Consider the following 10,139-nt stretch of genomic DNA (forward strand, 5'->3'; position numbering starts at 1 on the left):
GCTCGACGCCGCCTTGTGTACCCCGAAGAAACAGCAAGCACTTCTGCGTCGGGCGCACAGATGAGCTTTTTCGGCGATCGGACCGGCGATCTCGAGGTCTTTACGGTGGTGGTCGATACCGGCAGTTTCTCGGCCGCCGGACGAGCCCTCGACCTCGCTCCCTCCTCCGTTGGGCGCGTGATCGACCGGATCGAAGCTCGCCTCGGCGTCCGCCTGCTGCTGCGAACCACGCGATCGCTGACCTTGACGCCGGAGGGCGCCGCCTATCTCTCCGCTGCCCGACGCATCCTCTGCGACCTGCGGGAGACGGAGCAGGCGATCTCGGACCAGAGCGTGCCGAGGGGGCGCCTGCGCGTAAGCACCTCCATCCTCTACGGACGCATGGTCCTGGTCCCGCTGCTCGGGGACTTCGTCCGGCGCTATCCCGGCATAGTGCTGGACATCAGCCTGACGGACGCCGTCGTGGACATCGCCGCAGGGCAGGCCGATGTGGGCATACGCTTCGGTCCCCTGCCCGACGGACCGCTCACGGCGCGCAAGCTCGGCGAGACGCGCAAGGTGATCGTGGCCTCGCCGGACTATCTCGCGCGCCGGGGCACGCCCGAGATCCCCGAGGATCTGCATGGCCATGACTGCCTCGGCTTCAACTTCAGGCGCGCCTCGCCCACCTGGCCCTTTCGCAGGGACGGCCGCGACTACGCCTTGACGATCCGAGGCAGCGTCGAGGCGAACAATGGTGAGACGCTGGGCCAACTGGCTGCCGAAGGGGTTGGGATTACGCGCGTGGGAGCCGAGACCGTGCGTGACGCGATCCGCGCGGGCGACCTCGTTCCGCTTCTGGAAGAGTTCAATCCAGGCGATGTCGAGGAGATTCACGCGGTGTTCCTTGGCCGGGGGCACATGCCGGCGCGGGTCCGCTGCTTCGTCGACTACCTCGTCGAGCGACGACGGGGTTCCGAGCGCACGGCTCCTGAATAGGCCGCCTGCCCGCGCTTTCCGGCGGATCAGGCCCGACCGGTGAAACCGGCCGGGGACGATGATCGCCGCCGTCAACCGCGGGCGCCAGGCGTTGGAATCGATCGACCGGCGGCGGGCGCGGATTTCGCGGCAGATGCTCCGTGGAGATCACCCCGCCGCGCCTGCCCGCCCGGCCATGAGCGATCCGATTCTCTCGATATCCTCCGGCGTGGTCGGATTGTAGACCACCATGCTGAGGTCGGTTCGGCCGTCGACCGAAAAGATCGAGTACTCGAAGGCGAACGGGCCGAGCACCGGGTGGCGGATATGCTTGACGGCCTCGCCGTGGGGACCCTGAAGCCTGTTGTCGCGCCACATCGCTGCGAATTCGGGGCTGAGCCGGCAGAGCTCGTCCACGAGCGGCTCCACGGCCGCCGCGGCGCCGGCGCGGGCGGCGTCGACCCGGAACGAGCCCAGGGCGAAGCGCGCCACGCTCTCCCAGTCATATTGCGACGCGCGGGCGCGTGGATCGAGGAAGATGAAGCGCAGGATGTTGCGCTGCTCCGGCGGCAGCACTCCGTAGTCCATCAGCATGACGGTCGCGGCCCGATTCCACGCCATGACGTCCCATGTCGCGGTCCGGATCAAGGCCGGGCTCGGATCCAGCGCATCGAGCACGCGCTGCAGCCGCGGCGTGACGCCGTCGTTCTTGTGGTATCGCGCCTCGGGCGGCCGGCCGAGGCCGAGCAGGAAGAGGTGCTCGCGCTCGACATCCGTCAGCATGAGCGCGCGAGAGATCCGGTCGAGCACGTCGGCCGAGGGTGCGCCGCCCCGCCCCTGCTCGAGCCATGTGTACCAGGTGGGGCTGATATTGGCGCGCTGCGCCACTTCCTCGCGGCGCAGGCCGGCGGTGCGGCGGCGTTCCGCGGGAAAGCCGAGAGCGGCCGGGTCGAGCTTGGTGCGGCGGTCTCGCAGATAGGTCCCGAGCAGGGTCTCGGTCGCCGGATGCTCGCTCATCCTGTTAGCCATCTTACTATGATAGAGTCACTACTTTACCAGAATACAACGGGAGCACAGATTTGTCTCCAACGAAACCTGGAGACCTCCCATGCGTGTGTTCGTCACTGGTGCGACCGGATTCATCGGCTCGGCCGTCGTCAACGATTTGATCGGAGCCGGCCACCAGGTGCTCGGCCTGTGTCGGTCGGACGACAAGGCGGCGGCCCTGGCAGAGGCCGGCGCCGAGGTCTATCGCGGGTCGATCGCGGACCCGGACAGCCTCAAGGAGGGCGCCTCCCGATCGGACGGCGTCATTCACCTGGCCTTCAACCATGACTTTTCGCGATTTGTCCAGAACTGCGAGGACGATCGCCGCGTGATCGAGGCGCTCGGCTCGGTGCTCGCCGGCTCCGGCCGGCCCCTGATCGTGACGTCAGGCACCCCGATCGCCAACACCGTGCCCGGCGAGCCGGCTCGGGAAGACAATCCGATCGTCGGTTCCGACAGGCATCCCCGCGCAGCCTCGGAGGAGGCCGCCGCCGCCATGGCCGCGGACGGGGTCAACGTGTCGGTCGTGCGGCTGCCGCAGGTGCACGACCCGGTCAAGCAGGGCCTCATCACCCCCGCGATCGCGATGTATCGCGACAAAGGCGTGTGCGCCTATGTCGGAGCCGGGCTCAACCGCTGGCCGGCGGCCCATGTCCTCGACGTCGCGCGCCTCTACAGGCTGGCGATCGAAAAGGCCGAGCCGAATGCGAAGTATCACGCCGCCGCCGAGGAGGGCGTGCCGATGCGCGATATTGCCGAAGCCATCGGCCGACGGCTGGGCCTGCCGGTCAAGTCCATCGCGCCGGAAGAGACCGGGGCCTATTTCGGCTGGCTCGCCATGTTTGCCGGGCACGACATGCCCGCTTCGAGCGTGCAGACCCGCAAGACGCTGGGATGGGAACCGACCGGGCCCGGGCTGATCGCCGACCTCGGGAAGCTGCCGCTCGACGCCTGAGAGCGCGTGGGCGGTTGCGCGGGGGCCGGCAAACATGCCTTCGCCGGCCGGCCATGGCATTGCCATATCCGGGCACTATGGCATCCGGACAGCCATGGCGACATTCCACGCAGCTTTCCCGATTCCCTACGCGCATTGGTATGCGGCGACGCTTTTCCTGGATGCCGGCCATCCCGCAGCCGAGATTCTGGCGCGCGCCGGGCTGGATGAGGCGCGCTGGCAGGCCTGCCGCGAGCGATACGCGCAACTCCACTTCGCCAACACCTCGTGGGTGGCAGGCGCTTACGAACGGGCGGGGCTGCCATCGCCGGCGGTCGACCGGGCGATGTATGCGCATCTGCTCGAAGGCGGCAGTCTCGCACCCGCCCTGGAGGAGCCGTTCGGCATGCGCGGCCAGTTGCAGGACCTGCGCAGGCTGGTCGAGGCCGACCCGCATATCGGACCTTTCGCGGACGCGGATTGGGTGGCGCACTATCTGTGCGAACGCCGCTTCCCGACCATCCGCTACGTCCATGACGGGAAGCGGGTCATGGTCGGCGGCGAGCCGCTGGCGGATGCAAAAGGCCGGACGATCGAGGGCATCGACCCGGCCGGCTTCCGCAAGATCGGCGAGCGCTGGTTTCGCGACGGCCGGCGCGTCTACGGGCAGGGCGAGAAGCCGACGAAGACGTTCTGGTTCGTCATGCGCGGGGCCGATCCCGACAGTTTCACCGTGCTCAACGAACGCTATGCCCGGGACAAGGCGGCCGGCTACTACGTCACCAACCGCCGGCTCCCCTGCGAGGATGCCGCGACGTTCGCGGTGGTCGGCTATTGCTACGGACGTGGGCAGAAGCCGGGCTTCCACGTCGAGGAAAGCCACTACGCCAAGGACAGTCGCAGGGTCTATGCCTATGGCGTCGCCATCGCGGGGGCCGACGCGCCGAGCTTCGAGGCGATCGGCGACGAAGGCCGATATTTCGCCGACAAGGATCGGGTCTATTGGGAGAAGGACCCGATCGAGGGAGCGGATCGCGACAGCTTCGCCTGTGCGTCCGAGGTCGGGCAATATCGCGCCTATGACCGGAACCGGCCCTATCGGGCGGGAAAGCCCCTGTCCGTCGTCGAGGATTTCGAGTCTTGGCGCGGCCATTTCGAGGATCGGCCCGATGCGGCGCCCGACTGGTGGCGACGGGAGAAGGCGCGGCGCGAAGGCGCCACGGCCAGTTCCGACACGATGGCGCCGAAGGCGCTCGGCGGACCTTATGTCAGCGACGGCGAACGCGTGCTGGTGATGCCCCGCGTCGAGCGGCAGGGACCGCTCGTCTCCCTCGATCACTTCGATCACGCCAGCTTCCGGCACATCGCCGGCGTCTTCGGGGTCGACCGGCACGGACTGCGCTATTTCGAGCACGGCCTGGAAAGCTACGGACGCGAGCCCGTGAAGGGCGCGGATCCCGGCAGCTTCGAGGCGCTCGGGCACGGATGGTATCGGGATTCGCGGCAGGCCTATTATTACGACGACGACGGCGACGCCCCGCGGCTGGTCGTGGTCAAGGCCGACCCGGGGAGCTTCGAGGTCATTGGCGGGGCCTATGCCCGCGACGCGAACGGGCTGATCTGCGAAGGCGTGCGCAAGCGCGGCATCGCCGATCCCGCCGCGGTCGTCTCGCTGGGCCATCTCCATGCCCGCATCGGCGACGTGCTGCTCTATCGGGGCAAGCCGGTCTCCCGGGCGGGCAAGCTCGATGTGCGGACCGCACGCAGCGTGCACGACCATGTGCTGATCGATGCGCGAGGCCATATGCTGCTCAGCGGGCGCTATCGCCAGCCGATCCCGGCCCTCGATCCCCAGCGCCTTCGCTTTCTCAACCGTGTCTTCGCCGTCGACGATGCGCGTCTCTACGCATCGACCCAGGACGCGCTCGTGGTTTGCGAGGATGCCGATCGTGGCAGCGTCGAGGTGGTGAACCGCTGGACCGTGCGCGACGCCGGCGGCCGCCTGCATGTCGCCGCTGGCCGGCTGCGCCGCACGTCCGACGCGGACGAGGCTGCCCGGTCGCATTTCAGGTAGGCGCGGACCGCGCGGGGGACGCCCCGGATGCTCCGTGCCGATCCGAAACCACGGTCACCGGCTCAACCGATCGACGATCCGCTCGACATCCGCGCGCGAAATGCTCTCGGGTTCCACCGAGTTGTGGATCGTGATGCCTTCGATCGCCGCATCGAGCACGCGCGCCGTCTCCGGCGTGAAATGCCTTTCGAGCGCCGCGCGGCTGCCCGCCATCCACCCGCGCCACACCGAGCGCAGCCTTGGGTTGCGGATGGAATAGGCATAGAGCTCAAAGGTCAGGGCCATGTTGCGCGGCGACGTCCACGTCCCGTCGCAGATGAGGTCGACGACCGCCGCGCGGGCCTGCGCGACGTCCTTCGCCGCCTCCAGTCGCGTGCGATAGAGCTCGGCGGTCGAGACGGCCAGCCGTTCGAAGGCGGCGAAGAGCAGATCGTCCATTCCCGTGAAGTGGTAGGTCATCGAGCCGAGCGGGACGTTCGCGGCCGCCGCGACGCGGCGATGGGTGGTGCCGGCAACGCCATGCTCCGCGATGACATCCAGCGCGACCTCGAGGATCCGGCCCCGTCTCTGCGGATCATAGCGCCTGCCACCTGCTTCGCTCATGCCCGAAGCGCCCCTCCGATGCCGGCCGACCGCTTGACAGCGGCTGCGATAAGTACATATGTACACATAGTGTACAAACGTACGCAAGCCGTTTCAACCCGATCGTATCCCTCCATGCCCATCCCGGTCTCGCGGCGGCGCCTGGCGCTGTTCGCCTTCTTCTTCCTGCCCGGCGTCTCGATGGCCTCCTGGGTCACGCGCACTCCGGCCATCCGCGACAGCGTCGGCGCCTCCATCGCCGAGATGGGGCTCGTGCTGCTCGGCGTCTCGTTCGGATCGATGGGCGGCATTCTCTCGTCCGGCCCGCTGGTGGCCCGCTTCGGTTCGCGGCCGGTCACCCATGTCGGGCTCTGGCTCGTCGTCGCCGCCATGGCGATGATCGCGGCCGGTGTCGTTCTCGGCACCATGGGGGTCGTCGCCTTCGGGCTGGGCCTGTTCGGGCTCGGCATGGGCCTGTCGGAGATCGCGATCAACATCGACGGAGCCGATATCGAGCGGCTGACGGGCCGGCCGCTGCTGCATGCCCTGCACGGCTTCTACAGCCTCGGGACGGTGTGCGGGGCGCTGATCGGCCTGGCGCTGACGGCCATATCCTTCCCGGTGGCATGGCATCTGGCGATCATCGGCGCCCTCGGCTCCGTTCTCATCCTCTCGTTCATGCGCTTCATGCCATACGGCATCGGCAGGGAGGATCGCGCGGCGGTCCCTGCGCGCCCGGGAGGGAGCGAGGCTGCGCCCGCGGCCCTATGGCAGGATCAGCGCCTGCTGCTGATCGGACTGATCGTGCTGGCCATGGCGCTCGCCGAAGGGGCGGCCAACGACTGGCTGCCGATCCTGATGGTGGACGAATACGGCTTCAGCCAGACCTCCGGCTCGCTGATCTTTCTGGGCTTCGCCCTCGCCATGACGGTCGGCCGCTTCAGCGGCGGCGTGCTCCTCGGGCGCTTCGGGCGAGCCGCCGTCATCCGTGGCAGCGCCGTCCTCGGCGCCCTGGGCATTGCCCTCGTCGTCTTCGCCGAGAATCCGATCCTGGGTGGTTCGGCCGTGGTTCTCTGGGGGTTGGGCGCCTCGTTGGGGTTCCCGATCGCGCTCTCGGCCGCCGGTGATTCCGGAGCAGACGGCGCGGCGCGCATCAGGCTGGTCGCGACGGGCGGCTATGTCGCCTTCCTCGTCGGCCCGCCGCTGCTCGGCTTCACCGGCGAGGCCTATGGCTTGCGATCAGCGATGCTGATCGTCCTGGCGCTCATCGCCATCGCCCTCGCCATTGCCCCAGCGGTCGGGCCGCCCGAAGCCAGAGCCGGGCGTCCCGCAGGAGCCGGCCAATCCTTGTAGCGCATCCTCGCGATCGACTGTCGATGGTTGGTTAGCCCGGATATCTCAAAGCCCTGGAGCGCATCGAGGCCTGAAATCAGATAAACTTGTTTTGCGAGAATAAGTTATCCTGATCCGAGGGTGCTCCCCGATGCGGACGGAGTGTAGCGCAGGCGCGATGGAATTTGGAAGCGGCGGGGGTCGGCGAGTTGTGGCCGATTTCGACGGCGGGCTGGTGTCGTCGGACGCCGGTGCCCTGCTTCTGGGAGACACCGACAAGGCCATCGGGCTGATCGATCGGTTCACGCGCTGCTTCCGGGACAGACGCAATCCGCTTTATACGGTGCACCGGCTGAAGACGCTGCTGGCGCAGCGGGTGTTCGGCTTGGCGCTGGGCTACGAGGACCTGGTCGACCACGATCAACTGCGGCACGACCCGGTTCTTTGCGTGCTGCTGGGCAAGCTGGAGCGGCACGCCGACGCGATGGCGCCGCTGGCCGGCAAAAGTACGTTGAACCGGCTCGAGCACATGCGAGCCGCAGAAGGTCGGCCGACGCGCTATCACGAGATCGACCACGACGGCGCGGCAATCGAACGTCTATTCGTCGATGTGTTCCTGGAGGCGCATGGCCGGAAGGCGCCGCGGCAGATCGTGCTCGACCTGGATGCGACCGACGACCCGCTCACGGCCACCAGGAAGGGCGCTTCTCCTACGGCTATTCCGACGGCTACTGCTATCTGCCGCTGTATATCTTCTGTGACCGGCATCTGCTCGCCGCCAAGCTACGGCGCTCGAACATCGATGCGAGCGCCGACGCGGTGGAGGAGGTCGAGCGGATCATCTTCCAGATCCGGGTGCGCTGGCCGCACGTGCGGATCACGCTGCGGGCCGATTCCGGCTTTGCCCGCGAGACGCTGATAGCCTGGTGCGAGGCCAACCGGGTGGACTATATCTTTGGGCTCGCCCACAACGCACGGCTGGAACAGCGCATCGCCCCGGGGCTGGCCGGGGCGCATCACCGGTCGCAGGCCGACCAGAGCTGGCCGGCGCGGGTGTTTTGCGACTTTCTGTGGTCGACGAAGGAGTCCTGGTCCCGCCGCCGCCGGGTGATCGCCAGGGCCGAGTGGACCAAAGGCGAGGCCAATCCGCGCTTTCTCGTCACCTCCCTGAAGCCGGATGCCTGCCGGCCCAGCCGCTCTACGAACAGCTCTATTGCGCCCGCGGCGAGATGGAGAACCGCATCAAGGAGTGCCAAGCCGATCTGTTCGCCGACCGCACCTCCACCGCGACGATGCAGGCCAACCAACTGCGGCTGTGGCTGGCCTCGATCGCCTACGTCCTGGTCTGCGCCCTGCGCCGCATCGGCCTCGCCCACACCCAGTTCGCTGCCGCCAGCTGCGGCACGTTGCGCCTCAAGCTCCTGAAGACCGGGGCGCTGGTCAGGATCAGCGTCCGGCACGTCAAGATCGCCTTCGCCTCGGCCTGCCCCGTCATGCCCGAATGGCGCCTGGCCGCGGCGCGGCTCGCCTGAGCCGGCGGCTCTCCCGCCTGACACGCGCCCCGCCCCCCGCGCCACACCGGCGGCACAACCTATGGCACACGGGAGATCAACCGCCTCAACGACTGTAAAGCCTCCGCGCAACCGGCGCCACGCGGGCCTTCACCCCCCCCCCCCCACGCGACCCAAAACCGCCGCCTCGCGTTTCCTCAAAACCTCGGGTTTGAGAAATCCGGGTTAGTACTACAGTTGGGTTCTTTGAGGTGTGTACGTTTGTCTGCGGCTTGATGTGCGCCACCAGTCGTCCATGAGGAACTCGCAATCCCTTGAAGGGTGGAGAGTTTCCGTATTCGGAAAGTATCGGGATTTGCCGGGTTTGGTGTCTGTGGACAGAGTTTTCCAGCAAATTGACCGTGACTCTGGCAGTGATTCCGTAGTTGCGTCGAAGCGGCGGGAAGGTCGATGATGCGTCCGAGAACGACGAGAGAGCGGCCAGACCGACCTCCCCGGCTCGACCAGATCCTCGCCATGAACCGTGCGCTGGGGAAGCTGGCACGGACGATCGACTGGCGTTTTCTGGAAAGCCGGCTCGGTGCGGTCTATGATGATGATCCCGGCCGGCCGCCCTTGCCGAACCGGCTGATGGCCGGCTTGGCCATCCTTAAACGACATACAAGCTGTTGGACGAGGCGCTGGGTGGAAAGCCCCTATTTCCAGTTCTTCTGTGATGGGATGGACGGCCCCGGCGCCTTCGTGGCGCTGCATCAGTCGACCGTCAGGGGGATCAGTCATGTCCGCCATCGCAATCATTGGACTGGATATCGCAAAGAACGTGTTTCAGGTTCACGGCGCCGACGCCAATGGCGCTCCCGCGCTCAAGAGGCAGATCAGACGAGGCCACGTCCTGGCGCGTTCTTCGCTAGCCTTGCGTCGTGCCTGGTTGCGCTGGAGGCCTGTTTCACTGCTCATTTCTGGGCGAGGGAAATCGTCAAACACAGACACGAAGTCCGCATGATCCCGTCTCAGTACGTGAAGCCGGTCATCAAGCGGAACAAGACCGACAGTGCCCATGCCGAGGCAATCTGTGAAGCGGCCGGCCGACGATGCGCTTCGTCGCAGTCAAGAGTGTTCAACAGCAAAGCGCCCTGGTTCTGCATCGGGCGCGTGATCTTCTTGTACGGCAGCGCACCAAGTTGATTCAGGCTCTGCGCGACTATCTGAGAGAGTTCGGCCTCGTTGCTCCGAAAGAAGCATGGAACGTGATACGTGTCGAAGTCCCGTTCTCGGAAGTTCACGAGACGCGGGTCCCCGATCTTCTCAAGGAAGTGGTGACCGCGATGATCGCTCAGATCCGCGATCTCGACGGCAGGATCGCCCATCTCCACAATCGGCTGATAGCTTGGCATCGAGGTAATGAAGTTCGTCGTCGCCTCGCGACGATTCCGGACATCGGTACGGTCACCGCCTCTCTCATTTCTGCGTCAGTCAATGATGCTGCTCAGTTTCGATCTGGACGACACCTCGCAGCGTGGATTGGCCTTGCTCCTCGAGAGTTCTCGACCGGAGGGCGGCAGCAGCTCAGCGGGATCAGCAAAAGAGGCAACCCGCAGATGCGAAGCCTACTAATACTACAGTTGCATTTTTTTGAGATGCGCGCGTTTGGCGCCAGCTTGATGAGCGCGGCGCCAGGCTGACCAGGCGATGACGCGTGCTG

General features: G+C 66.7%; 6 protein-coding genes and 3 pseudogenes. 7 read left to right on the top strand and 2 right to left on the bottom strand.

Annotation, left to right across the window (positions count from 1 at the left end):
• Positions 1–60: 60 nt before the first annotated feature.
• Positions 61–978: a LysR family transcriptional regulator gene (locus QO011_RS37675; RefSeq protein ID WP_307284291.1), complete on the top strand. Its 918-nt coding sequence runs from the start codon at positions 61–63 to the stop codon at positions 976–978.
• A 147-nt stretch (positions 979–1,125) separates the two neighbouring features.
• Here the strand turns inward: QO011_RS37675 and QO011_RS37680 are convergent, their stop codons facing one another.
• Complete coding sequence (locus QO011_RS37680; protein WP_307284293.1) at positions 1,126–1,974, bottom strand: helix-turn-helix transcriptional regulator; 849 nt, start codon at positions 1,972–1,974, stop codon at positions 1,126–1,128.
• Positions 1,975–2,065: 91 nt separating this feature from the next.
• Between QO011_RS37680 and QO011_RS37685 the strand changes: the two genes are divergently transcribed.
• Complete coding sequence (locus tag QO011_RS37685) at positions 2,066–2,959, top strand: SDR family oxidoreductase (RefSeq protein WP_307284295.1); 894 nt, start codon at positions 2,066–2,068, stop codon at positions 2,957–2,959.
• Positions 2,960–3,053: 94 nt separating this feature from the next.
• Entirely contained in the window at positions 3,054–5,012 is a 1,959-nt protein-coding gene (locus QO011_RS37690) for a DKNYY domain-containing protein (RefSeq protein WP_307284298.1), read from the top strand.
• A gap of 54 nt (positions 5,013–5,066) precedes the next feature.
• Here QO011_RS37690 and QO011_RS37695 read toward each other — a convergent pair whose 3' ends face one another.
• The gene (locus QO011_RS37695; protein WP_307284299.1) at positions 5,067–5,702 is read right to left on the bottom strand and encodes a TetR/AcrR family transcriptional regulator; all 636 of its coding nucleotides are present in this window, start codon (positions 5,700–5,702) and stop codon (positions 5,067–5,069) included.
• Between the two features lie 27 nt (positions 5,703–5,729).
• Here QO011_RS37695 and QO011_RS37700 point away from each other — a divergent pair, with 27 nt between their 5' ends.
• The 4 genes and pseudogenes from QO011_RS37700 to QO011_RS37715 form a co-directional block, all read left to right on the top strand.
• Positions 5,730–6,947 (top strand): MFS transporter, encoded by a 1,218-nt coding sequence (locus QO011_RS37700; protein ID WP_307284301.1) that lies wholly within the window; start codon positions 5,730–5,732, stop codon positions 6,945–6,947.
• Between the two features lie 130 nt (positions 6,948–7,077).
• Positions 7,078–8,458 (top strand): annotated as a pseudogene (locus tag QO011_RS37705) (IS1380 family transposase).
• 439 nt (positions 8,459–8,897) lie between these two features.
• Positions 8,898–9,151 (top strand): annotated as a pseudogene (locus tag QO011_RS37710) (transposase); the annotation flags it as partial.
• Positions 9,152–9,427: 276 nt separating this feature from the next.
• Positions 9,428–10,119, top strand: a pseudogene (locus QO011_RS37715) (IS110 family RNA-guided transposase); the annotation flags it as partial.
• Positions 10,120–10,139: the final 20 nt, after the last annotated feature.

The organism is Labrys wisconsinensis, assembly GCF_030814995.1.
Taxonomy (GTDB): domain Bacteria; phylum Pseudomonadota; class Alphaproteobacteria; order Rhizobiales; family Labraceae; genus Labrys; species Labrys wisconsinensis.

What these genes read in the sequence shown, in the direction of transcription:
- QO011_RS37675 (WP_307284291.1), top strand. Translation starts at nt 61, where the DNA reads ATGAGCTTTTTCGGCGATCGGACCGGCGATCTCGAGGTCTTTACGGTG.
- QO011_RS37680 (WP_307284293.1), bottom strand. Translation starts at nt 1,974, where the DNA reads ATGAGCGAGCATCCGGCGACCGAGACCCTGCTCGGGACCTATCTGCGA.
- QO011_RS37685 (WP_307284295.1), top strand. Translation starts at nt 2,066, where the DNA reads ATGCGTGTGTTCGTCACTGGTGCGACCGGATTCATCGGCTCGGCCGTC.
- QO011_RS37690 (WP_307284298.1), top strand. Translation starts at nt 3,054, where the DNA reads ATGGCGACATTCCACGCAGCTTTCCCGATTCCCTACGCGCATTGGTAT.
- QO011_RS37700 (WP_307284301.1), top strand. Translation starts at nt 5,730, where the DNA reads ATGCCCATCCCGGTCTCGCGGCGGCGCCTGGCGCTGTTCGCCTTCTTC.